This is a genomic window from Arthrobacter paludis (assembly GCF_056782315.1).
In genome coordinates this window covers 75790-98616 of record NZ_JBXAEW010000003.1, presented here as the reverse complement: position 1 = coordinate 98616, position 22827 = coordinate 75790, and the positions used below count along the sequence as shown (strand labels likewise).

The 22827-nt window shown below is 73.6% G+C and carries 22 protein-coding genes; 18 read left to right on the top strand and 4 right to left on the bottom strand.

Annotation, left to right across the window (positions count from 1 at the left end; translation table 11 throughout):
• Window positions 1–33 precede the first annotated feature (33 nt).
• Both AC1Q5D_RS03260 and AC1Q5D_RS03255 read left to right on the top strand, forming a co-directional pair.
• Entirely contained in the window at window positions 34–1824 is a 1791-nt protein-coding gene (locus AC1Q5D_RS03260) for a hypothetical protein (protein ID WP_481737136.1), read from the top strand.
• A gap of 158 nt (window positions 1825–1982) precedes the next feature.
• A complete protein-coding gene (locus AC1Q5D_RS03255) occupies window positions 1983–3776 on the top strand; it encodes a hypothetical protein (protein WP_481737135.1) in 1794 nt (597 codons plus the stop codon).
• Between the two features lie 21 nt (window positions 3777–3797).
• Here AC1Q5D_RS03255 and AC1Q5D_RS03250 read toward each other — a convergent pair whose 3' ends face one another.
• Window positions 3798–4517 carry an IclR family transcriptional regulator gene (locus AC1Q5D_RS03250; protein ID WP_481737134.1) on the bottom strand — a complete coding sequence of 240 codons (720 nt, stop codon included), beginning with the start codon at window positions 4515–4517 and terminating at the stop codon, window positions 3798–3800.
• Window positions 4518–4627: 110 nt separating this feature from the next.
• Here AC1Q5D_RS03250 and leuC point away from each other — a divergent pair, with 110 nt between their 5' ends.
• The 6 genes from leuC (at window position 4628) to AC1Q5D_RS03220 (ending at window position 11061) form a co-directional block, all read left to right on the top strand.
• Window positions 4628–6094, top strand: coding sequence for a 3-isopropylmalate dehydratase large subunit (leuC, locus tag AC1Q5D_RS03245; protein ID WP_481737133.1), 1467 nt, complete (start codon window positions 4628–4630; stop codon window positions 6092–6094).
• Window positions 6095–6106: 12 nt separating this feature from the next.
• Window positions 6107–6706, top strand: coding sequence for a 3-isopropylmalate dehydratase small subunit (leuD, locus tag AC1Q5D_RS03240; RefSeq protein WP_481737132.1), 600 nt, complete (start codon window positions 6107–6109; stop codon window positions 6704–6706).
• 120 nt (window positions 6707–6826) lie between these two features.
• Window positions 6827–8152 carry a UDP-N-acetylglucosamine 1-carboxyvinyltransferase gene (gene murA, locus AC1Q5D_RS03235; RefSeq protein ID WP_481737131.1) on the top strand — a complete coding sequence of 442 codons (1326 nt, stop codon included), beginning with the start codon at window positions 6827–6829 and terminating at the stop codon, window positions 8150–8152.
• A 7-nt stretch (window positions 8153–8159) separates the two neighbouring features.
• Window positions 8160–8921, top strand: coding sequence for a lysophospholipid acyltransferase family protein (locus AC1Q5D_RS03230; RefSeq protein ID WP_481737130.1), 762 nt, complete (start codon window positions 8160–8162; stop codon window positions 8919–8921).
• A complete protein-coding gene (locus AC1Q5D_RS03225) occupies window positions 8918–9949 on the top strand; it encodes an NAD(P)H-dependent glycerol-3-phosphate dehydrogenase (protein WP_481737129.1) in 1032 nt (343 codons plus the stop codon). Before AC1Q5D_RS03230 ends, AC1Q5D_RS03225 begins: the two co-directional genes overlap by 4 nt.
• Entirely contained in the window at window positions 9946–11061 is a 1116-nt protein-coding gene (locus AC1Q5D_RS03220) for a D-alanine--D-alanine ligase family protein (protein WP_481737128.1), read from the top strand. The genes AC1Q5D_RS03225 and AC1Q5D_RS03220 overlap by 4 nt, the downstream gene beginning before the upstream one ends.
• Before the next feature lie 113 nt (window positions 11062–11174).
• Here AC1Q5D_RS03220 and AC1Q5D_RS03215 read toward each other — a convergent pair whose 3' ends face one another.
• Complete coding sequence (locus tag AC1Q5D_RS03215; RefSeq protein ID WP_481737127.1) at window positions 11175–11654, bottom strand: DUF3515 family protein; 480 nt, start codon at window positions 11652–11654, stop codon at window positions 11175–11177.
• Window positions 11655–11732: 78 nt separating this feature from the next.
• Between AC1Q5D_RS03215 and AC1Q5D_RS03210 the strand changes: the two genes are divergently transcribed.
• The 3 genes from AC1Q5D_RS03210 to rsmD are packed head-to-tail and all read left to right on the top strand — an operon-like array spanning window position 11733 to window position 15590.
• Window positions 11733–12695, top strand: a complete 963-nt coding sequence (locus AC1Q5D_RS03210; protein WP_481737126.1) for a DAK2 domain-containing protein — start codon at window positions 11733–11735, stop codon at window positions 12693–12695.
• Window positions 12685–14970: an ATP-dependent DNA helicase RecG gene (locus tag AC1Q5D_RS03205; protein WP_481737125.1), complete on the top strand. Its 2286-nt coding sequence runs from the start codon at window positions 12685–12687 to the stop codon at window positions 14968–14970. Before AC1Q5D_RS03210 ends, AC1Q5D_RS03205 begins: the two co-directional genes overlap by 11 nt.
• Before the next feature lie 2 nt (window positions 14971–14972).
• Window positions 14973–15590: a 16S rRNA (guanine(966)-N(2))-methyltransferase RsmD gene (gene rsmD / locus AC1Q5D_RS03200; RefSeq protein WP_481737124.1), complete on the top strand. Its 618-nt coding sequence runs from the start codon at window positions 14973–14975 to the stop codon at window positions 15588–15590.
• Here the strand turns inward: rsmD and AC1Q5D_RS03195 are convergent.
• Window positions 15519–16307, bottom strand: coding sequence for a spermidine synthase (locus tag AC1Q5D_RS03195; protein ID WP_481737123.1), 789 nt, complete (start codon window positions 16305–16307; stop codon window positions 15519–15521). The two genes, rsmD and AC1Q5D_RS03195, sit on opposite strands and share 72 nt — an antisense overlap.
• The gene (locus AC1Q5D_RS03190; RefSeq protein ID WP_481737122.1) at window positions 16304–17506 is read right to left on the bottom strand and encodes an aminotransferase class I/II-fold pyridoxal phosphate-dependent enzyme; all 1203 of its coding nucleotides are present in this window, start codon (window positions 17504–17506) and stop codon (window positions 16304–16306) included. Before AC1Q5D_RS03190 ends, AC1Q5D_RS03195 begins: the two co-directional genes overlap by 4 nt.
• A 76-nt stretch (window positions 17507–17582) precedes the next feature.
• Here AC1Q5D_RS03190 and coaD point away from each other — a divergent pair, with 76 nt between their 5' ends.
• The 7 genes from coaD (at window position 17583) to AC1Q5D_RS03155 (ending at window position 22822) form a co-directional block, all read left to right on the top strand.
• Window positions 17583–18068: a pantetheine-phosphate adenylyltransferase gene (gene coaD, locus AC1Q5D_RS03185; protein WP_481737121.1), complete on the top strand. Its 486-nt coding sequence runs from the start codon at window positions 17583–17585 to the stop codon at window positions 18066–18068.
• A 107-nt stretch (window positions 18069–18175) separates the two neighbouring features.
• Window positions 18176–19063, top strand: a complete 888-nt coding sequence (galU, locus tag AC1Q5D_RS03180; protein WP_481737120.1) for a UTP--glucose-1-phosphate uridylyltransferase GalU — start codon at window positions 18176–18178, stop codon at window positions 19061–19063.
• A gap of 174 nt (window positions 19064–19237) precedes the next feature.
• Window positions 19238–19753, top strand: a complete 516-nt coding sequence (locus AC1Q5D_RS03175) for a YceD family protein (RefSeq protein WP_481737119.1) — start codon at window positions 19238–19240, stop codon at window positions 19751–19753.
• Window positions 19754–19755: 2 nt separating this feature from the next.
• Entirely contained in the window at window positions 19756–19959 is a 204-nt protein-coding gene (gene rpmF, locus AC1Q5D_RS03170) for a 50S ribosomal protein L32 (protein ID WP_481737118.1), read from the top strand.
• Window positions 19960–19968: 9 nt separating this feature from the next.
• Complete coding sequence (rnc, locus tag AC1Q5D_RS03165; protein ID WP_481737117.1) at window positions 19969–20664, top strand: ribonuclease III; 696 nt, start codon at window positions 19969–19971, stop codon at window positions 20662–20664.
• A gap of 2 nt (window positions 20665–20666) precedes the next feature.
• Window positions 20667–21608 (top strand): bifunctional DNA-formamidopyrimidine glycosylase/DNA-(apurinic or apyrimidinic site) lyase, encoded by a 942-nt coding sequence (gene mutM / locus AC1Q5D_RS03160; RefSeq protein ID WP_481737116.1) that lies wholly within the window; start codon window positions 20667–20669, stop codon window positions 21606–21608.
• Between the two features lie 65 nt (window positions 21609–21673).
• Window positions 21674–22822, top strand: coding sequence for an LCP family protein (locus AC1Q5D_RS03155; RefSeq protein ID WP_481737115.1), 1149 nt, complete (start codon window positions 21674–21676; stop codon window positions 22820–22822).
• Window positions 22823–22827 lie beyond the last annotated feature (5 nt).

The window sequence follows — 22827 nt, the reverse complement described above, 5'->3', positions numbered from 1 at the left end:
CCGGCCACCGTGCGGACAGGAGACGGACGCAGCATGTCGAACTACCTCGTGGTCGTCGCGCCGGCGGCCACCACGTCCCGCATCGCCCGGTGGCTCGCCGATCCCGCGCTCCCGGCCGGCCACGCGGAGCGCGACCTCGTGCGCTGGCCCGCCGCCGACGGGCACGAGGTCCTCATCGCCTCCCGGGGCGCCGCCGACGACGCATCCTCCGCCGAACGCACCTACCTGCGCGGGTACGGGATCCACTACGGCGACCGGCGCGTCGTCTTCGGAGGCCGGGGCGCCCGGGCCGCCGCCTGGGCGCCCCGGCTGGCCGTCGAGGCCGTCGAGGGCTGCTACGTGGCCGCCGCCCTGGACGACGGCGGGGCGGTCCTGAACCTCTCCAACGACCTGTTCGGCCTGCTGCCGGTCCTCGCGACCGAGGGCGGCGGCGCGGTCGCCTTCTCCGACTCGACCCTGCTGCTCACGGAGCTGCGCCACGCCCTGGGCCTGCCGGTCACGGCGGACACCGGGGCCGCGCGGGCCCGCACGTGGGGCAACGCCATGGCCGGCCAGCTGCTGAGCCCCCGGGGGATCGTCGGGCAGGTGGCCCTCGTCCCGATGGGGGAGCAGGCGGCGGTGTCCATCGACGGATGGGCCCGCCTGCGGCGGCGGCAGACGCCCGCCGCCGAGCTCTTCGCCGCCCCCACCGGCCGCCCCTACGGGGAGCTCCTGCGCTCCTGCGCGGTGGACTACGTCAGCCTGCTGGACTCGCTCGCGGCCCTGGGGCCCGGGATCATGCGGTTCTCGGTCAGCGGGGGAGTCGACTCCCGGGCCAACATCGCCACGTCCCTGGTCTCCGCCGCGGTGCGGGAGAACGGCGGGCTGCAGTGCATCAACAACTCGCCCCAGCACGCCGAGGACTACGCGGTCGTGAAGGAGATGTCCGAGGCCTTCGGTTTCCCGCTGAACCGGCCCTCCGGGCGCCGCCCCGTGCTGCACAAGACGGCGTCGTCGCTGGGCTACTGGATGCTCTCCTCCGGCGGCATCTACGACTTCCTCAGCATGCCCGGCTACTACGCCACCGACTTCGCCCGCTTCATCGTCGGCGGGCACGGGGCCGAGATCGTCAAGGGGCAGTACGGGTGGCGGTCCATCCGGCAGATCGCCCGCGCCATCGCCGATCCTGCGCTCTCCGCGTCGTTCCGGGAGGAGGCCGAGCGGGGGCTCTCCGCCATGGGCGTGGACCCGGCGGACCCGATCGGCTCCGAGTGGCACTATGTCGGCCACCGCAACGCCATCCATTCCGGCCGGTTCACGCAGACGTCCATGATCGGCATGCGCCCCTTCATGTCCCGCGGCCTGCTGTCCCTCGAGCGCTCCGGGCTCTCCGGCCTGGGCAGGCCACCGAAGGGCCGGCCCGGCCTCGTTCACGACCTCGTGCTGTGCATCCACCCGCAGGCCGCCGGGTTCCGGTACGCGTCGGAGAAGAACAACATGCCCGAGTCGTATGTGGCGGAGCGGCTGGAGGCCATCGGCGGGCCGCTCCGGCCCGACGACCTGCGCCCCTTCGCCGTCGACGGGGCGCCGGGGGACGTGCACAGCGGCTACTCCGAGCTCTTCCGCGGCGTTGTGGAGCGCCGCGGACTGTGGCTGGCCCCCGAGCGCGCCACGCTGCGCGGGCTCGTCGAGCAGGCCGTCCACATCGCCGGCGAACACGGGCTCGAGGAGGACTACGAGCCGGTCTTCGCCGACGCCAGGGAGCGGCTCGCGGACGAGAGCGTGCCGCTGCGCTTCACCCGGGCGTCCACGGGCAAGGCCCTCGCCCTGCACCTGCTGGCCTAGGCGGGCCGGGCCGCCGGTTCCGTTCCGGCGGAGGGTGGGCCCGGGCGACACGTGGCCGGCCCGGGCGTCGCCGGCATGCGCCCGGCAGGGCGCGGCGGCTAGTGTGGTGGGGTTGCCCGTCGCCGACCGTCCGCCCCCAGGACACGAACAGGGATCCAGTGTCGAACTACCTCGCAGTCGTCGCCCCGGCCGCCACCATCGACCGCGTTGCCCGCTGGCTCGCGGGCCCCGGGACGGACGCCGGCGACGCGGCCCGGGACATCGTCCGCTGGCCCGCCGCCGACGGGCACGAGGTCCTCATTGCCAGCCGCGGCGCGGCGGCGGACGCCTCCTCGGGGCAGCGCGTGTACCTGAGGGGCCACGCGATCGACTACGCGAACCGGCGCGTGGTCTTCGGCGGGCGCTCGGGCGAGGACGCGGACCTGGTCCGCGGCCTGGCCGCCGACGCCGCCGAGGGCGCCTACCTGGCCGTGGCGCTCGACGCCGACGGCCGCCGCCTGAGCGTGTCCACCGACCTGTTCCGCATGCTGCAGCTGCTCTCCTTCGAGGGGCCAGGCTGCGTCGCGTTCTCCGACTCCATCCTGCTGCTCACCGAACTGCGCCATGCGCTCGACCTGCCCGTGACGGCCGACGTCGGCGCCGCGGAGGCCAGGGTCTGGGGCAACGCCATGGGCGGGCAGTTCATGAGCCCGCACACGCTCGTCGAGCAGGTCACCATGGTTCCGCTGGGCCAGCAGGCCAGCGTCGAGATCGGGCCGCGGCTGTCCCTCGCGCGGCGCACGGTCCCGCTTGGGGAGATCTTCACCCCGCCGTCCGAGGGGACCTACGGGGAGCTGCTGCGGGCCGGGGCCCGGGACTACGTCGGGCTGCTCGAGGGGCTCGCGGCGCTCGGACCCGACATGGTCCGCTTCTCGGCCAGCGGCGGCCTGGACTCCCGGGCCAACCTCGCGGCCTTCCTGCTGTCCGACACGCTGCGCGGGGCCGCAGGCGTCACGTGCATGAACACCGCGCCGCAGCACGCCGCGGACTTCGCGGTCGTGAAGGAGATGTCGGAGGCGTTCGGCTTCGCCCTGAACCGCCCCACGCGGGGCGAACGTCCCGAGCTGCACCGCACCGGCGCGACCCTGGGCTACTGGTACCTGGCCTCCGGGGGCATCTACGACTTCCTCGTCACGCCCGCCGCCTACGTCCGCCAGGCGGCGAGCTTCAACGTGGGCGGGCACGGCGCGGAGATCCTCAAGGGCCAGTACGGCTGGAGGACCATCGCCCAGATTGCCCGCAACGTGAAGGGCCCGGGGGTCGCCGAGGCCTTCCGGCGCGAGGCCGAGCGGGGGCTCGCCTCCATGGGCGTCGCGCCGGACGACCCGATCGGCTCGGAGTGGCACTTCCTGGGCCACCGCAACGCCATCCACTCCGGGCGGTTTACGCAGACCTCGATGATCGGTATGCGGCCCTACCAGGCGCGCAGCCTCCTGGCGCTGGAGCGCTCGGGCCTGTCCGGGCTCGGCCGCCCGCGGCTCGACGAGCCCTGCCTCGTGCACGACCTGGTGCTCGCGATCCACCCCGAGGCGGCCATGTTCCGCTACGACAAGGCCACGAACACCCTGCCGCGGGACTACGTCGAGGAGCGGCTGGCGGTCATCGGTGGCCCGCTCTCCGGCGCCGAGGTCGAGCCGTTCACCGTGAGGGGCCACCCGTCGGAAGTCACAAGCGGATACTCGGAACTGTTCCGCGGCGTCGCCGAACGGCGTGGCCTGTGGCTCGCGGCCGGACGTGAGGAGATCCGCGGGCTCGTCGAGCGCTCCGAGCCGGTCGCCGCCGAACACGGACTTGCGGACGCGTACGCCCCGGTCTTCGCGGAGGCGCGCGAGCGCCTCGCGGACGAGTCCGTGTCGCTGCGTTTCTCGCGCGGGGCGATCGGCAAGGCGATCAGCTTCCAGCTGCTCGCGTAGGGCGGGAGGCCCCCTCCGCCGCTACTCGCCGGACTGGCGTAGCGCGGAGCCAAGCTGGGCGGCGGTCGCGCAGACGATCTCCGCGTGCACCTTGCCCGGCTGCCGCGTGAGCCGCTCGATGGGCCCGGAAATGGACAGGGCGGCGATGACCCGCCCGGACGGACCGCGCACCGGGGCGGACACGGACGCGACGCCGGGCTCGCGCTCGCCCAGGCTCTGCGCCCAGCCGCGGCGGCGGACCCCGGCGAGGATCGTCGGCGTGAAGCGCGCCCCGTCCAGGCCGTCCAGCAGCCGGTCGTTGTCCTCCCACGCGAGCAGCACCTGGGCGGCCGATCCGGCCTTCATGGACAGGCGGGTCCCCACGGGAATGGTGTCCCGCAGCCCGACGGGCCGTTCGGCCGACGCGACGCAGAGCCGCTGGTCACCCTGGCGGCGGAACACCTGCGAGCTCTCGCCGGTGGCGTCGCGCAGCTCGATGAGGAGCGGTCCGGCGGCGGAGATCAGGCGGTCCTCGCCGGCGGCCGAGGCCAGCTCCACCAGGCGGCTGCCGAGCACGAACCGGCCGTGGATGTCCCGCCCGACGAGCCGGTGGTGGACCAGCGCCTGCGCCAGCCGGTGCACCGTCGGACGGGAGAGGCCGGTCGCCGCGACCAGCTGGGCCAGGCTCGTCGGCCCGGCCTCGAGGGCGTCCAGCACGGACGCCGCCTTGTCGATGACCCCGACTCCACTCGTTGTGTCCATAAGCTGATACTATCGTCTCAGGATTTGAGATGCACGCCAGTTCGCTGGAAGGCCGCCGCGCGCGGTGCTTGAGTGGTGTGTACGAGCTGGGACCCCGCAAAGGAGAAGCCATGGGCCACCACGGAGCGCCAACGACGCTGGCGGAGAAGGTCTGGGACGCGCACGTCGTCGAGCGCGGCGAGGGCGAGGGCGAGGCCCGGCGCCCCGACCTGCTGTTCATCGACCTGCACCTGGTCCACGAAGTGACGTCGCCGCAGGCCTTCGAGGGCCTCCGGCTGGCCGGGCGGCGGCTGCGCCGGCCGGACCTGACGATCGCCACCGAGGACCACAACACGCCGACCCTGGACATCGACAAGCCGATCGCGGACCCGACGAGCCGCAAGCAGATCGAGACCCTGCGCTCCAACTGCGCGGAGTTCGGTGTCCGCCTGCACCCGCTCGGCGACGCCGAGCAGGGGATCGTGCACGTGGTGGGGCCGCAGCTGGGGCTGACCCAGCCCGGGACGACGGTCGTGTGCGGGGACTCCCACACGTCCACGCACGGCGCGTTCGGCGCCCTGGCCTTCGGCATCGGCACCTCCGAGGTCGAGCACGTCATGGCCACCCAGACGCTCTCCCTCAAGCCGTTCAAGACGATGGCCATCAACGTCGAGGGGACGTTGCGGCCCGGGGTGACGGCGAAGGACATCATCCTGGCCGTCATCGCGAAGATCGGCACCGGCGGGGGGCAGGGGTACGTCCTGGAGTACCGCGGCTCCGCCATCCGCGCGCTGTCCATGGAGGCGCGCATGACCATCTGCAACATGTCGATCGAGGCGGGCGCGCGCGCCGGCATGGTCGCGCCCGACGAAACCACCTTCGAGTACCTCGAGGGGCGCCCCCACGCGCCGCAGGGCGCCGACTGGGACGCCGCCGTCGACTACTGGCGCACCCTGCGCACGGACGACGACGCCGTGTTCGACGCCGAGGTCCTCCTCGACGCGGACGAGCTCGAGCCCTTCGTGACCTGGGGGACCAACCCCGGCCAGGGCGTGTCCCTGTCGGAGGCCGTGCCGGCGCCGGGGGACTTCGAGGAGGAGTCGGCGCGCGCCGCCTGCGAGCGGGCCCTGGACTACATGGGCCTGGAGGCCGGGACCCCCATGAAGGACATCCGCGTGGACACGGTCTTCCTCGGCAGCTGCACCAACAGCCGCATGGAGGACCTGCGGACGGCCGCGTCCATCATCCGCGGCCGGACGAAGGACCCGGACGTGCGCATGATCGTGGTGCCCGGTTCCGCGCGCGTGCGCCTCGAGGCCGAGGCCGAGGGCCTGGACCGGATCTTCAAGGAGTTCGGGGCCGAGTGGCGTTTCGCCGGGTGCTCCATGTGCCTGGGCATGAACCCGGACCAGCTCGCCGAGGGCGAGCGCTGCGCCTCGACGTCGAACCGCAACTTCGAGGGCCGCCAGGGCAAGGGCGGCCGAACCCACCTCGTGTCGCCGGTGGTCGCCGCCGCCACCGCCGTGCGGGGCACGCTGTCCTCGCCGTCCGACCTGCCGCCGGCGCCCGCCGCGGCCGACCCCGCCACCGCAGCCTAAGGGAGGCCCGCCATGGAGAAATTCACCACACATACGGGCGTCGGCGTCCCGCTGCGCCAGGGCAACGTGGACACGGACCAGATCATCCCGGCCGTCTACCTCAAGCGCATCACGCGCACGGGGTTCGAGGACGCGCTCTTCGCCGGCTGGCGCCGGGACCCGGAGTTCGTCCTGAACCGGGAGCCGTACGCCGCGGGGTCCGTGCTCGTTGCGGGTCCCGACTTCGGCACCGGCTCCTCCCGCGAACACGCCGTGTGGGCCCTGAAGGACTACGGGTTCAAGGCGGTGCTTTCGGCGCGGTTCGCCGACATCTTCCGCGGAAACTCGGGGAAGCAGGGCCTCGTGGCCGCGCAGGTCGACCAGGACCACATCGAGCTCATCTGGAAGGAGCTCGAGACGCACCCGGGGACGGAGGTGACGGTCGATCTCGAGTCCCGGACCGTGACCTGCGGCTCGATCACGGCCCCGTTCGGCATCGACGACTACACGCGCTGGCGCCTCCTGGAGGGCCTGGACGACATCGGCCTGACGCTCCAGCGGGAGGACGCGATCGCCCGCTACGAGGCGTCCCGGCCGGCGTTCAAGCCGACCACGCTGCCCGTCCGCAGCTAGACACGCCCGCAGGCGCGCCGCCCGCCCCCCGACGCCTCCGCGACGGGGAGCGGGCGGTATGCTTACGGGGTACCTCCGGCGGTCCGCCGGTGTCCCAACCACACGCGAGGTCATTCATACATGGGCAAACTCCTGACGATCCAGGGCGGTTCGCCGCTGCAGGGCAAGGTGAAAGTCAGGGGCGCCAAGAACCTGGTGCCGAAGGCGATGGTGGCGGCCCTGCTGGGCGACACGCCGTCGCTGCTGCGCAACGTGCCCGAAATCAAGGACGTCGAGGTCGTGACCAGCCTGCTGCAGCTCCACGGCGTCACCGTGGTGAAGCACCCGGAGACCGGGGACCTCACGCTCGATCCGGGCGGGGCCAAGTCCGCCCCCTCGAACCTGATCGACGCCCACGCCGGCGACTCCCGGATCCCGATCCTGCTCTGCGGCCCCCTGATGCACAGCGTCGGCGAGGCGTTCATCCCCGACCTCGGGGGCTGCCGGATCGGCGACCGGCCCATCGACTACCACCTGAGCGTCCTGCGCAGCTTCGGCGCCGAAGTGGACAAGCGCCCCGGGGGCATCGCGATCAGCGCCCCCAAGGGCCTCACCGGCACGAAGCTGGAGCTGCCCTACCCGAGCGTCGGCGCGACCGAGCAGGTCCTGCTCACGGCCGTCCGCGCCGAGGGCATCACGGAGCTGAAGAACGCCGCCGTCGAGCCGGAGATCATGGACCTGATCGCCGTGCTGCAGAAGATGGGCGCCATCATCTCCGTCCAGACCGACCGGGTCATCCGGGTCGAGGGCGTCCCGCGCCTGAGCGGCTACAACCACCGCGCCCTGCCGGACCGCAACGAGGCCGCCTCCTGGGCGTCCGCCGCGCTCGTGACCCACGGCGACATCTACGTCGAGGGCGCCCACCAGCAGGACCTGACGGCGTTCCTGAACACCTACCGCAAGGTCGGCGGGGCGTTCGACATCGAGGACCACGGGATCCGCTTCCACCACCCGGGCGGGCCGCTGAAGCCGCTCGTGCTCGAGACGGACGTCCACCCGGGCTTCATGACGGACTGGCAGCAGCCGCTGGTCGTGGCGCTGACCCAGGCCGCGGGCGTGTCGATCGTGCACGAGACCGTGTACGAGAACCGGTTCGGCTTCACCGACGCGCTGGTGCGCATGGGAGCGACGATCCAGCTGCACCGCGAATGCCTCGGTGCGGTGCCCTGCCGCTTCGGGCAGCGGAACTTCCGGCATTCCGCCGTGATCACCGGCCCCGCGGTGCTCAAGGGCACCGACATCGACATCCCCGACCTGCGCGGAGGGTTCTCCCACCTGATCGCCGCGCTGGCCGCCGAGGGAACCAGCCGCGTCACCGGCATCGAGCTCATCAGCCGGGGCTACGAGCGCTTCCTCGAGAAGCTGGGGGAACTCGGCGCCGACGTCGAGCTGACCGAGGGCGCGTAGGGCGACGATGCGCGAAACCATCGGCACGCGCGCGCTGTTCGCCGTCCTCGCCGGCGTGGTCCGGCCCGTCCTCAACGCGTGCCTCGCGAAGCGCTGGGAGGGCTTCGGGTCGCTGCCCGACGGCGGGGCCATCGTGTGCCCGAACCACGTGACCGAGATCGATCCCCTGGTCGTGGGCCACGCGCTCTACAACCACGGCCGCGTGCCCCGCTACCTGGCGAAGGGCTCCCTCTTCGGGATTCCCGTCGTCGGCCGGATCCTGCGCGCCAGCAAGCAGGTGCCCGTGGAGCGCAGCGGCCCCGGCGCGGGCCGCTCGCTCGAGGTCGCGCACGAGATCGTGGAGGGCGGGGGCACCATCGTCGTGTACCCGGAGGGGACGCTGACGCGCGACCCGGACCTGTGGCCCATGCGCGGCCGGACCGGGGCCGCCCGCCTGGCGCTGCGCACCGGGGCGCCGGTGGTTCCCATGGCCCACTGGGGAGCCCAGGAGGTCCTGCCCCGGTACGGCAAGCGCGTCCACTTCTTCCCGCGCAAGCGCCTCACGGTGCGCGTGGGCCCCGTCGTCGACCTCGACGACCTCCGTGGCGGTCCGGTGACGCGCGCGGTCCTCGAGGAGGCCACGCGCCGCATCACCGCGGCCCTGACCCGCGAGCTCGCCGCCATCCGCGGCGAGGAGCCGCCCGCCACGCCCTGGGACCCCGCCGCGCACGGGCAGTCGCAGACGGGCCGGAACTTCGACTCCGGCACCGGCGCGGGGGACCGCGCGTGAGGCCTCCGGCGGCGAAGATCGCCGTGCTCGGCGCCGGAAGCTGGGGCACCACCTTCGCCAAGGTCCTGGCCGACTGCCCGGCCAACGCCGACGCGGAGATCGTCCTCTGGGCGCGCCGCCCGGAGGCCGCCGACGAGGTGAACCGCGAGCACCGCAACAGCCGCTACCTCGACGGGATCCCCCTGCCGCCCTCGATCCGGGCCACCGCCGACGCGCGGGAGGCCCTGGACGGCGCGGACCTCGTCGTGCTCGCGGTGCCGGCACAGACGCTGCGCGGGCGGCTGCGCGAGCTGCGGGACGCGATCCCGCGCGGGGCCGTGCTCGTGTCGCTGGCGAAGGGCCTCGAGCGCGGCACGGACGCGCGCATGACCGCGGTCATCCGCGACGAGCTCGACTGGCCCGAGGACGCCATCGCGGTCGTCTCCGGACCGAACCTGGCCCTGGAGATCGCCCGCGGCGAGCCCACCGCCTCCGTCGTCGCCTGCCCCGACGCGGACACCGGCGCCTGGATCGCCGCGTCGTGCGCGCCCGAGTACTTCCGCCCCTACACGAACACCGACCTGGTCGGCGTCGAGGTGGGCGGCATCGTCAAGAACGTGATCGCCCTGGCCGTCGGCATGTGCGACGGGCGCGGCATGGGCGACAACACCAAGGCGTCCATCATCACCCGCGGCCTGGCCGAGACGACGCGCCTCGCGTTGGCGCTCGGCGGCCGCCTCGACACGATGGCCGGCCTGGCCGGCCTCGGCGACCTGGTGGCGACCTGCTCGTCGCCGCTCTCCCGGAACCGCACCGCCGGCCGGCTCCTGGGCGAGGGGCGCACGCTGGAGCAGGTCGCCGAGCAGATGACCCAAACGGCGGAGGGCATCAAGTCGGCGCCCGCCGTCCGCGAACTCGCCGCAACCCACGGCGTGGAGATGCCGATCACCGAGGCGGTCTGCGCAGTGCTGCAGGGCCGGCTGACGGTCGACGACATGGCCTCCCGCCTGCTGGACCGAGACCTGAAACCCGAGGGGGAACACCAGTGACCACAACGACCCGGCCGCGCATCCTGCTCCTGTTCGGGGGCCGCTCCTCCGAGCACTCCGTCAGCTGCGTCACCGCCGCCGGCGTGCTCAAGGCCATCGACCGCGCGCGCTACGACGTGGTCCCCGTGGGAATTACCCGCGACGGGCAGTGGACCGCGGTCGATGCGGATCCCCAGACGTGGTCGCTGGCCAGCGGGGACGCGCCGGAGGTCCCCGCCGGCGGCACCCTGCTGCGCCTGGACCCCAATGGCACCGGACGCCGGCTGGTCGCCCTCGACGGTGGGGCCGTGCGCGACCTCGGCCACGTCGACCTCGTCTTCCCCCTGCTGCACGGGCCCTTCGGCGAGGACGGGACCCTGCAGGGCCTGTTGGAGATGGCCGACGTGCCCTACGTCGGCTCCGGCGTCACGGCCAGCGCGGTCGGCATGGACAAGCACTACATGAAGGTCGTTTTCGAGGCCGCCGGGTTCGCCGTCGGACCCTACGCCGTGATCACGGACAAGCAGTGGCGCCGGGACCCCGAGGCCGCGCTGGCCGCGGCCGACGGCCTGCGCTACCCGCTCTTCGTCAAGCCCGCCCGCGCCGGCTCGTCCGTCGGCATCACCCGCGTCGACGCGCCGGAGGAGCTGCGGGCCGCGGTCGAAACCGCCCGCGAGCACGACCCCAAGGTCGTCGTCGAGCAGGGGATCGACGGCCGCGAGATCGAGTGCGGCGTGCTCGAGGGCCGCGGGGCCGAGCCGACGCGCGCCTCCCTGCCCGGCGAGATCGCCGTGGCCGGCGGGGGCCATACGTTCTACGACTTCGAGGCCAAGTACGTCGAGTCCGACGCCGCCCGCCTCAGCTGCCCGGCCGAACTGCCCGAGGGGGCCGTCGCGGAGGTGCGCCGGCTCGCGGCCGAGGCGTTCGACGCCATCGGCGGCGAGGGGCTGTCGCGCGTCGACTTCTTCTACACGCCCGACGGCCGGTGGGTCATCAACGAGATCAACACGATGCCGGGATTCACCCCGATCAGCATGTACCCGCAGATGTGGTCGCAGACCGGCATCCAGTACCCGGAGCTTATCGACGAGCTGATCTGGCTCGGCCTCAACCGCCGCACCGGGCTGCGCTAGGCGCCGGGGCGGCTGGGGGCTGCGGTAGCGGCCGCAGCCGCCCGGGCCCGCCAACGGTGCCGATGCGGCGCCGCCGCGCCGGGGCCGCAGTGGCGCCGCGCCGGGGGTACGGGTCAGGGCAGCTGGAGATCCTGTTCCAGGTTGGTGCAGCCGCCCGTGGCCGGGATCCGCGACGCGGCGTCCGCCAGCTCGGCCAACACCGTGCTGGAGGGCACCTGCTCGGGGTCGAAGAGCACTTCGGTGGCCGGCTGACGGCCGTACGTGGTCAGCGTCCAGGCCGGGTCCCCCTCGCGGGCGATCCAGTCGACGCCGTTCGCCCCCACGCACGGGTCCGTCGTCGGCCCGGGGACGGCCACGCCACAGCGCAGCACCACGGCCGACGGGTTGCCCCACGCCGCCGTCGCCTGGCTGTTCGTCTCGCGCAGCTCGTGCCCGGCCAGCTCCTGGGGCAGCCGCACCATCATGTCCGCGCAGGCCGGGTCCGCCGCGTCCGCGGCCGGCTGCACGGCCACGGGGGCGGTGCAACCCGCGAGGGCTGCGGCGGCGAGCAGGGCGGCGAGGGCACGGGGAAGCCGGGACGGGAACAGGCGCATGCCCTTACCCTAGCGCGGGGCCGCGCGCCGCTAGGATGGAACGGCAAGTGGCCGCGACGGAAGAGGATACGGGCAGCGATGTCGGTCAGGATCACCACGGGCAGGGCCGCGCTGGCCGCGTGGCTCGACGGCGCCGTCCGCTGCCTGGCCAACCATTCGGACCGGCTGAATGCGATCAACATCTTTCCGGTCGCGGACGGTGACACCGGGAACAACCTCTACCTCACCGCCCGCACGGCCCACGACGCCGTCTCGGTGCTCGACACCGCGGACCTCGGCGAGTTCCTCGGGGTCGCCGGGCGCGCCGCGGTGCAGGCCGCCCGCGGCAACTCCGGCACGCTGCTGGCCGTCTTCCTCGCCGGATTCGCGGAGCCGTTGGCCGGCCACGAGCGCCTGACCGCCCCGCTGCTGGCCGCGGCCCTGGACCGGGGCAGTGTCCGGGCCTGGTCCGCCCTCAGCGAGCCCGTGCCCGGCACCATGCTCTCCGTCATGGAGGCGGCGGCCGGCGCGGCCCGGGAGGCCGCCGACTCGACGTCGCACGACCCGTCCAGCCGCGCGGCGCTGGCCGCGACGCTGGAGGCCGTGCGCGCCGAGTCGCTCGGTGCCGTCGTCGCCACCGAGGGGCAGCTTGGCCCGCTCGCGGAGGCCCACATCGTCGATGCCGGCGCGGTCGGCACGCTGCTCGTCCTGGACCAGTTGCGCGCGGCCGTGCTGGGCGCCGACGGCGACGAGGCCAGGTACGCGCCCCTGCACGGCTACGGCATCCAGGATCCGCACCTGCACGCCGACCGCCCGCCCGAGGACGGCGTCGAGGTCATGTGCACGATCGCCCTCGGCGCGCTCGAGGCCGCGACGCTGCGGGCCAGGCTGGACGCCGTCGGCAACTCCGTCGCGATGAGCCCGGTCGACGCGGCGGAGTCCACGCCGCGCTGGCGCGTCCACGTCCACGTCCCCGACGCGGACGACGCCCTGCGGGTGCTCACCGACATCGGCGATCCCGTCAACGTCTCCGTGACCGCGCTGCACGGCCATGGCGCCTGAGACGGCGACGATCGGGCTCGAGACGCCCCTCGTGCGCGTCCTCGGGGGCCGGACGGCCAACCAGTTGAAGGAGTCGCTCAAGTACGCGACCTGCGGGGAGCTGCTCATGCACTTCCCGTCGCGGTACGTGCGGCTGGGCGAACTCACGCCGATCAGCGACCTGGAACGGGGCGCGGAGGTGACCATCGTCGCCCGCGTGCTCTCGAAGGAGAAGCACCAGATGCGCAGCCGGCGGGGCTTCCGGCTCGAGGTCGTCGTCGCCGATGCGCACGGCCCCGAGGCGTCCCGCCTCCGGATGACGTTCTTCAACGCCTACGCGGCGGACCGCGAACTGAAGAAGGACGCCATGGCCATGTTCTCCGGCCGGATCACCGAGTACCGGGAGAAGCTCGAGCTGACCCACCCGAAGTACGCGCTCCTGGACGATCCCGAGGAGGCCGGTGCCCGCCTGTACCCGATCTACCCGGTGTCCGGGAAGGCGACCAGCGACAAGATCCTCGCCAGCGTCGGCACGGTTCTGGACGTCCTGGACGACGAGGCGCTGGCGGACCCCATCCCGCGCGACGTCCTGGCCCGCCGCCGCCTCCCCGGCCTGGCCGAGGCGCTGCGCGGCATCCACGCGCCCGCGGACGACGAGGACTGGGCGCGGGCCCGGCGCCGCTTCCGCTACGAGGAGGCGCTCCTGGTCCAGGCCGCCCTGGCCGAACGGCGCCGCGAGCTCGCCTCCGAGGCGGCGGTCCCGCGCCCGCCGCGCTCCGGCGGGCTGCTGGAGCGCTTCGACTCGGCCCTGCCCTTCGAGTTGACGGACGGCCAGCGCTCCGCCGGGCAGCAGCTCGGCGCCGACCTGTCCCGCGACAGCCCGGCCAACCGCCTGCTGCAGGGCGACGTCGGCTCGGGGAAGACCGTCGTGGCGCTCCGGGCCATGCTGCAGGTGGTCGACGCCGGCGGCCAGGCGGCCCTCCTGGCGCCCACCGAGGTCCTGGCCCAGCAGCACCTGGCCTCCATCCGGCGGCTGCTCGGTCCGCTCGCGGACCGCGGGCTGCTGGGCGGGGACCCCGACGGCACGCGCGTCGACCTGCTGACCGGGTCCCTGTCCACGGCAAGGCGCCGCGAGGTGCTGCTGCGGGCCGCCTCCGGGGAGACGGGGATCCTCGTCGGAACCCACGCGCTGCTCGGCGAGCACGTCCAGTTCGCGGACCTCGGCCTCGTCGTCGTCGACGAGCAGCACCGCTTCGGCGTCGAGCAGCGGGACACGCTGCGCAGCCGCGGCGACACGGGACTGTTCCCGCACATGCTCGTCATGACGGCCACACCCATCCCACGCACCGTCGCCATGACGACGTTCGGCGACCTGGAGACGAGCGTGCTCGCCGGCCTGCCCGCCGGGCGGGCGCCGATCAAGACCCACCTGGCGTGGCTGAACCGGCCCGCCTACGAACGGCGCGTGTTCGAACTCATCCGCGAGGAGGCCGCCGCCGGCCACCAGGTGTACGTGGTCTGTCCCCGCATCGACGCCGGGGACGACGGAACCGGCGGCACGGACGACGCCGCGGGCGGCGGGTCCGGCGCGGGGGACGGGTCCGTCGCCGGGGACGCGGGCCGCGACCGCGGCGCCGCGGAGGCGGCCGGCGACGCGGGATCCGGCCGGTCCGCCCCGCCGCCGAAGACCGCGGTCGAGACGATGGCCGGGATCCTGGGCGGGCACCCCGCCCTGTCCGGCGTGCGCATCGGCGTGCTCCACGGGCGCATGGCCCCCGACGAGAAGGCCGCCGCCATGGCCTCCTTCGAATCCGGGGAGACCCAGGTCCTCGTGTCCACCACGGTGATCGAGGTCGGGGTGGACGTACCCAACGCCACGCTGATGGTCATCGTCGACGCCGAGTCCTTCGGGATCTCCCAACTGCACCAGCTGCGCGGGCGCATCGGGCGCGGCGGGCTGCACGGCACGTGCCTGCTGGCCACCCGGCTCGACGAGGGCCACCCCTCCGTGGAGCGGCTGCGCGCCGTGGCGGCCACGACCGACGGCTTCGAGCTCGCCAACGCGGACCTCGAGGAGCGCCGCGAGGGGGACGTGCTCGGGGCCAGCCAGTCCGGCCGCCGCTCGAGCCTGCGCCTACTGCGCGTCAGCCGGGACACCGCCACGATCGAGCGGGCCCGCGAGGACGCGTCCGCGCTCGTGGCCGCGGAGGGCGGACTGTCGGCCCACCCGGCGCTGCGCCGTGCCGTCGAGGCCCGGCTTGCCGGAGACACCCAGGCCTTCTTGGAGAGGGGATAGCCATGACCCGCATCATCGCCGGCGCCGCCGGAGGCCTGGCCCTCGCCACGGTTCCGGGCGACGCGACCCGGCCGACGACGGACCGGGTCAAGGAGGCCCTCTTCTCGCGGCTGGAGTCCTACGGCCTCGTCGCCGAGGCCCGCGTGCTCGACCTGTTCGCCGGCTCGGGCGCGCTCGGCGCCGAGGCGGCGAGCCGCGGGGCGCGCCGGGTCGTGCTCGTCGAGCAGGCGCCGAAGGCGGTCGCGGCCTGCCGGCGCAATGCCGGGACCGTCAACGGCCGGCTCGGACGCGACGCCGTCGGCGTGCGGCAGGGGAGCGTCGACGCCTTCCTGCGCTCCGAGGTGGAGTCGGGGCGGGCGTGGGACCTGGTCCTCATGGATCCCCCGTACCCCCTCGACGAGGAGCGGCTGGCGGGCACGCTGGAACTCGCCGCGGCCGTGCTGGAGGACCACGGCGCCGTCGTCGTCGAACGCTCCTCCCGTTCCCCGGAGCCCCGCTGGCCCGCGGGCCTGGCGCGGTTCTCCCACAAGGCGTACGGGGAGACCGCCCTATGGCTGGCCGAACCCGTCCAGGTCGACGCCGTCGAGGACGACCCCGGGGTGCGGGCCGAGGGCGCGTAGGGCGTCCAGCCGCCGCGGCTCCCACGGCGTGTCCGTGGCCATCAGGATGGTGTTCCCCGGCAGCCGGCCGTCGACCATGTCCGCCGGCGCGGCCGCCGAGACCGCGTGGAACACCGTGCGTAGGGCTCGGATCTGGCCGCGGGTGAAGCGCAGCGGCGGGTCGTCGCCGACGTTGACCAGGAGGATCCCCTCCGGGGCCAGCAGCTCCCGCAGCTCCGCGTAGAAGCCGGGAACGGTCAGGTGGGCGGGCGCGTCGGCGCCCGCAAAGATGTCGACGACGGCGGCGTCGAACCGGCGGCCGGCCAGAGCGGTCCCGAGGACCCCGCGGGCGTCCCCGTGCAGGGTCTCCAGGTCCGTTCCCGCCGGGAGCGGGAGCGCGTCGAGGACGAAGTCGAGCAGCTCCCGCTCCGAGTCGACCGCGACCTGCCGGCTGCCCGGGCGCGTGGCCTGGACATAGCGCGCCAGGGTGAGGGCCCCGGCCCCCAGATGCAGGACCCGCAGCGGGCGTCCGGCCGGCGCGGCCAGGTCCACGTGGTGGCCCAGGCGGCGCAGGTACTCGTAGAAGATGGCGTCCGGGCGCTCCAGGTCGACATGGGACTGTTCGGCGCCGCCGATGCTCAGCACCCACGCCCCGTCCACCCACGGGTCCGGCGCGAGGCTGGCCTGCGCACCCACGCCCGAGAGCCAGCGCCCGCGGATGCGGGGCCCGCGGCTCACGCGCGGGCCCCGAAGTCCTTGAGCCGCCGCACGGCTTCGCGCAGCGTCTCCGGCCGCTTGCAGAACGCGAAGCGCATCAGCGGGGCGACGCGCTCCGCGCCCTCCGCGTGGCAGAAGACGGACAGCGGGATGCCCGCGACCCCGGCCTCGGCGGGCAGCCGGCGCGCCAGGGCGGCCGCGTCGGCCACGCCGAGCGGGGTCGTGTCCGCCACGATGAAGTACGTCCCGGCCGGCTCGATGACCTCGAGCCCGGCCTCCCGGAGGCCGTCGGCCAGCAGGTCCCGGTTGGCCCGCAGCTCGTTGGCGAAGCCGTGGAAGTCCGCAGCGGGTCGGGCCAGGGCCTCGGCGACGGCGGGCTGGAACGCGGGGCCGGAGCTGTACGTGAGGAATTGCTTGACGGTCCGGACGGCCTGGACCAGCTCCGCCGGCCCGGTGGCCCAGCCGACCTTCCAGCCGGTGAACGAGAACGTCTTCCCGGCGGAGGAGACCGTGAGGGTCCTCTCGGCGGCGCCGGGCAGGGAGGCAACCGGGGTGTGGGGCGCTCCGAAGACGAGGTGCTCGTACACCTCGTCGGCGACGACAACCGCGCCGTGCCGGGCCGCCGCGTCGACGACCTCGCGCAGGGTGCCGGGGGAGAGCACCGCACCCGTGGGGTTGTGGGGGTTGTTGACGATGACCATGCGCGTGCGCGGGCCGAACGCGGCGGCCACGGCCCCGGGCGCGGGCTCGAACGTCGGCGGCAGCAGCGGGATGGTGCGGTGCACGCCGCCGGCCAGCGCGACCATGGCGCCGTAGGAGTCGTAGTACGGCTCGAAGGTGACGACCTCGTCGCCCGGGGAAACGAACGCGAGGACGGCGGCGGCCAGCGCCTCGGTCGCCCCGGTGGTGACGACGACGCCGTCGCCCGGGTCGACCTCCAGGCCGTACCACCGCCGCTGGTGGTCCGCGACGGCCTCCCTGAGAACGGGCAGCCCGGCGCCCGGCGCGTACTGGTTCGCTCCCGAGCGGAGCCCCTCCACGGCGGATTCCACCATCCGGGCGGGCCCCTCCTCCTCGGGGAAGCCCTGCCCCAGGTTGACGGCCCCCGTGCGTTGGGCCTCGACGGTGATCTCCTCGAAGATCGTGGCGGCGAGCCGGCCGTCCGCGCCGAGTAGGTTCGCGCCGGCGGCCGCGCGCTTCCAGGGAGGGGTGTCAGGCATGGTGCCAGTATGGCAAAGCGGCGCGCGGGAACCGTCCGGCATGGCGCGGCGCCCTGCCTTGGGTAGTGTTCACACCATGCGCCGTGCTGTCTGCCCCGGGTCCTACGACCCCATCCACAAGGGCCACCTGGAGATCATCGCGCGCGCCGCGAACCTCTTCGACGAGGTCGTGGTCGCGGTGTCGACGAACTACGCGAAGAAGTACCGCTTCTCGGAGGAGGAGCGGCTCGCCATGGCGCGGGAGACCGTCTCCGGCCTCGCGGGGGTCAGCGTGGAGCCCATGGGCGGGGGACTGCTCGCCGAGTTCGCCCGCACTGCCGGCGCGCAGGCCATCGTCAAGGGGCTCCGTTCCGTCACCGACTACCAGTACGAGCTGCCGATGTCCGTGATGAACCGCCACCTCACCGGCATCGAGACCGTGTTCATGACCGCCGACAACCGCTACGCGCACCTCTCCTCGAGCCTCATCAAGGAGGTCGTGGGCCTCGGCGGCGACGTGAGCGAGTTCCTTCCCCGGGGCGTGCTCGCGCGCCTGGAGGCGGGCCGCTCCGAGCAGGGATAGGGCGCCCGGGCGGACCGGGCGGCGCGGCCGCGCGGAGCGGCCAGCGCGTCCTCCCCGGGCGGGGGCCAGCCGGTCCCGGGCGCGGCCGATCCAGTAGAGTCGCAGGCATGAGCCAAGCACCCCGCGTCACCAAGGCCGTCATCCCCGCGGCGGGCCTGGGCACCCGGTTCCTGCCCGCCACGAAGGCCATGCCCAAGGAGATGCTTCCGGTCGTCGACGAGCCCGCGATCCAGTACGTCGTGGCCGAGGCCGCCCGGGCCGGCCTGGAGGACGTGCTGATGATCACCGGGCGCAGCAAGCGCGCCCTCGAGGACCACTTCGACCGCGTGCCCTCGCTGGAGGCCGCGCTGGAGGCGAAGGGCGACACCGACCGGCTGGAGCGGGTCCGCCAGGCCACCGCGCTGGGTGACATCCACTACATCCGCCAGGGCGACCCGAAGGGCCTGGGGCACGCCGTCCTGTGCGCCCGGGCGCACGTCGGGCGCGAGGCCTTCGCCGTCCTGCTCGGCGACGACCTCATCGACCAGGACGACCGGCTGCTCGAGGAGATGCTGGCCGTGCAGGCGCGCACGGGCGGAAGCGTCATCGCGCTGATGGAGGTGGACCCGGCGGACATCGGGGCGTACGGCGTGGCCGACGTCGCGGCGCTCGACGGCGAGGACCACGTGGCCGTCAGGGGGCTCGTGGAGAAGCCGTCGTCCGGGGAGGCGCCGTCGAACCTCGCCGTCATTGGCCGCTACGTGCTACATCCGGACGTGTTCGACATCCTCGAGCGCACCGGGCCGGGGCGCGGCGGCGAGATCCAGTTGACGGACGCGCTCGAGGAGCTGGCGCGCCGGGGCGAGGTGCGGGCCGTGGTCTTCCGGGGCCGGCGCTTCGACACGGGGGACCGGCTCAGCTACCTCAAGGCCGTCGTCACGCTCGCCTGCGAACGCGAGGACCTGGGCCCGGCCATGCGGTCGTGGATCCGCGGATACGCGGACACGATCGGCTGAGGCGCGCCGCGGTTTGGGCCGCGGCCCATCTCGGGATAAGATGTTGTGTCAGTCCACGTTCTACAGGAGTTCCCCATTAGCAACAAGCGTGCTGCTTCGCCTGCCCGGAAGGGAGGCGGACATGGTTCGCCCCTGACCTTCCAGGTCAGGGACCTCGGGCGCAGCCCGGGCAGCATGAGGACCCTGCAGGAAACGGTCGCGGCGCCCCAGGACCTCGGGACGCCGATGATCGGTGTCCGCGAGGGGTCGCCCGTCGACCTCGACCTGCGGCTGGAGGCCGTGCACGAAGGGATCCTGGTGTCCGGGACCGCATCCGCCGACGTTGTCGGCGAGTGCGGACGGTGCCTGGAGCCGATCGCGTACGGCCTCGAGGCCGAGCTCCAGGAGCTCTTCTACTACGAGGGTGGGGAACTGCCCGAGGACGAGGAGGCCGACGAGCACCTGGTCGAGGACGATTGGATCGACCTCGAGCCGGTCCTCAGGGACGCGGTGGTGACGGCATTGCCGTTCCAACCGGTGTGCCGAGACGACTGCCAGGGCCTGTGCCCCCAGTGCGGGGCGCGGCTCGACGTGGATCCGGACCACCACCATGAGGTCCTGGACCCGCGCTGGGCGGCCCTGCAGGGGCTGACCGGCACCGCCGCCGACGACGCGGCACCCCAGACTGAACCCGACGAGAAAGAGAGTTAGCCGTGGCTGTTCCCAAGCGGAAGATGTCCCGCTCGAATACCCGCGCCCGCCGGTCCCAGTGGAAGGCGTCCGCGCCGAACCTGGTGAAGACCGTGGAGAACGGCCGCGTGACCTACAGCCTGCCGCACCAGGCCAAGGTCGTCACCGACTCCGCCGGCACCGCGCTGTTCCTTGAGTACAAGGGGCGCAAGGTCGCAGACGCCTAACACCGTCTGATGCCTTCAACCGAAGAGCTGCTGAAGCGTCTCGGGGTCGACATCGACCCCGAGACGCTTCGTCTTGCCCTGACCCACCGGTCCTACGCGTACGAGCACGGGGGGCTGCCCACGAACGAGCGCCTCGAATTCCTGGGCGACTCGATCCTGGGCTTCTCCGTGACCGACCACCTGTACCGCGAGTACCCGGACCTGGCGGAGGGGGAGCTGGCCAAGCGGCGCTCCGCCGTCGTCAGCACGCGGGCCCTGGCGGACGTCGCCCGCGGTCTCGGGCTCGGCGGGTTCATCCTGCTCGGGCAGGGGGAGAAGCTCACCAACGGTGCCGACAAGGCCAGCATCCTCGCGGACACGACGGAGGCCGTCATCGGCGCCGCCTACATCACGCACGGCCTCGAGACCGCGCGGCAACTCGTCATGCGGCTCATCGGCCCGCTCCTGGAGGACGCCGAAAGGCACGGCGCCGGCACCGACTGGAAGACCGCCATCCAGGAGATCGCCGCCGCGCAGAAGCTGGGCGGCATCGAGTACGTCATCACCGGATCCGGCCCCGACCACGCCCGCGTGTTCGAGGCGACGCTCACCATCGGCGGCACCCGGTACGGCACCGGCACCGGCCCGTCCAAGAAGGTCGCCGAGCAGGAGGCCGCCGGCGCGTCCTGGCCACTGCTCCGGTCCCTCGCCGGAACCGTCGAGTAGCCGTGCCCGAGCTGCCCGAGGCGGAGGTCGTCCGCCGCGGCCTCGAGACGTGGGTCGCCGGCCGCCGCATCGAAGCGGTGCGCGTGCACGACGCGCGCTCCGTGCGCCGGCACGCCGACGGCCCCGCGGACTTCGAGGACAGCGTCGCGGGCACGGTCGCGACGGCGGCCGTGCGGCGCGGGAAGTTCCTGTGGCTGCCCCTGGCGGGCCTGCCCGTCCCCACCGCTCTCGTTGCGCACCTGGGCATGAGCGGCCAGCTCCTCGTCGAGGAGCCCGACGCGCCGGCCGAGCGCCACCTGAAGGTCGCCCTGGACCTCGCCCCCGAGGCCGGCAAGCCCGGCCAGCTGCGGTTCGTGGACCAGCGGATCTTCGGCGGCATGTTCCTGTCGCCGCTCGCGCCGACCGCCGACGGACTGCCCGGTGGATGCGGCTCGGGCGAGCCCCTCCTTCCCGCGGCCGCGGCGCACATCGCCCGCGACGTCCTGGACCCCCACCTCGACGCGGACGCCCTCCACGCCCGGCTGGCCGGGCGGCGCACCGGGGTCAAGCGCGCCATCCTGGACCAGTCCCTGCTCTCCGGCGTCGGCAACATCTACGCCGACGAGGCGCTGTGGGCCGCCGGACTGCACTACGACCGGCCCGTGGGGCGGCTGCGCCGGTCCGAGACGCGGCGCCTGGTCGAGGCGCTCCGGGACGTGATGTCCCGCGCCCTGGCCGCCGGCGGCACCAGCTTCGATTCGCTCTACGTCAACGTCAACGGCGCGTCCGGCTACTTCGACCGCTCCCTGAACGCGTACGGCCGCGAGGGAAAGGCCTGCGCGCGGTGCGGGGAGGCGGGCCGCACGAGCCTGATCCGCCGGGACCCGTTCATGGGCCGCTCGTCCTACACGTGCCCCCGCTGCCAGCCGGCTCCCAGGGCCCGCCGCGCCGCTCACAGCCGGTAGTCGGCTCGCGTTCAGCCGGACGCCGTATGCTTTAAAGGTTTGTAGATTCCGGAGGAGCCTCCCGCGTGCCCACAGTCCCCCCGCGCACCGAGTACCGCGCGCGCCACATGGCGGCGCCGCGCCGCCGCACCGCGCGCCGCATTCTGGTGGCCGTGGTCGCCATGGTGGCCGTCGTCGGCCTCGTGGCCGTCGCGTATTTCGACAACCTCGCCTCCATGTTCGACGAGCGGGCCAACCGGATCGAGGCCGCGCTGCCCGCCGACGGCCGGACCGCCGACTTGGAGGGACCGCGCAACATCCTGCTCGTCGGCTCCGACTCCCGGGGCGAGGGGCAGGACACCGCCGAGAACAAGGGCGAGGACGGGCAGCGGTCCGACACGATGATGGTCGTGCACATCCCCGCCGACCGCGAGAACGTGTACGTCATGTCGGTCGTCCGCGACCTCTGGGTGGAGATCCCCGGCCACGGCGAACGCAAGATCAATGCCGCCCTGAACCTGGGCGGGTACCCGCTGGTCGTCCAGACCCTCGAGGGGCTGCTGGGGACCCGCATCGACAACGTCGTCAGCATCGACTTCGAGGGCTTCCGGGCCCTGACGGAGGCGCTCAACGGGGTGACCGTCGACAATCCCGTGGCGTTCTGCTCCGGCCAGGTCGCCCCGGACTGCTTCCCCGTGGGGGACGTGACGCTCGAGGGCACGGCGGCCCTGCGCTACGTCCGCGAGCGCAAGGCCTTCGCCGACGGCGACTTCCACCGGGTCCAGAACCAGCAGCGCTTCGTCAAGGCCGTCGTCGAGCGGTTCCTCACGCCCGAGACGCTCGCCAACCCGGTGGTCGTCAGCGACGTCGTGGGCAGGTTCTCCGGGTACGTCTCCGTCGACGAGACCCTCGACTCGGGGACCATCGCCGCACTGGCCTTCCAGCTGAAGAACATCCGCGGCAACGACATCGAGATGTTCACGATCCCCACGGGCGAGCCGGCCAGGGGACCGGGCGGCGCCGCGATCATCACCCAGGACGAGGAGGCCATGGCGGAACTGCGCACGGCCTTCGACGCCGACCGCCTCGGCGCCTTCATCGAGGCCTCCGAGGACCGGAAGAACGCGTACGGCCTGCCGATCGTCACCGACGAGGCCGGGGGGCGGGGCCCGAAGGCGGAAAGCCTGACCGGCGCCGGGTCCGGGCCGGACGCCAGTGACGGCGCGGGGGAGTAGCCCCG